The 273-nt window shown below is 56.8% G+C and carries 1 protein-coding gene; it reads right to left on the minus strand.

The window, feature by feature from the left end; translation table 11 throughout:
- Positions 1-12: 12 nt before the first annotated feature.
- The coding region (locus tag ACODJP_RS14045; protein WP_422482554.1) for a FliG C-terminal domain-containing protein at positions 13-273 on the minus strand (261 nt) is incomplete at its 5' end.

The following is a 273-nucleotide window of genomic DNA, read 5'->3' on the forward strand; positions in this document are numbered from 1 at the left end:
CACGGCAATTCATTAGACATAGGTATCCTCGCCGCTGCCAATCACCATTTCGCCGGTTTCCGCCAGACGACGCACAATAAGCAGAATCGCTTTCTGCTCGTTTTCCACCTGAGACAGACGAACCGGGCCACGGTTGGCAAGGTCGTCGCGCAGGATATCGGCGGCGCGCTGGGACATATTGCGCAGGAACTTCTCGCGTAATGGCGGTTCGGCGCCTTTCAGAGCGATCAGCAGCGATTCGGAATCCACTTCCTGCAACAGACGCTGGATACT

Origin of the sequence: Pleomorphochaeta sp. DL1XJH-081 (assembly GCF_049310885.1) — a bacterium.
Lineage (GTDB): Bacteria > Spirochaetota > Spirochaetia > Sphaerochaetales > Sphaerochaetaceae > CAYZJV01.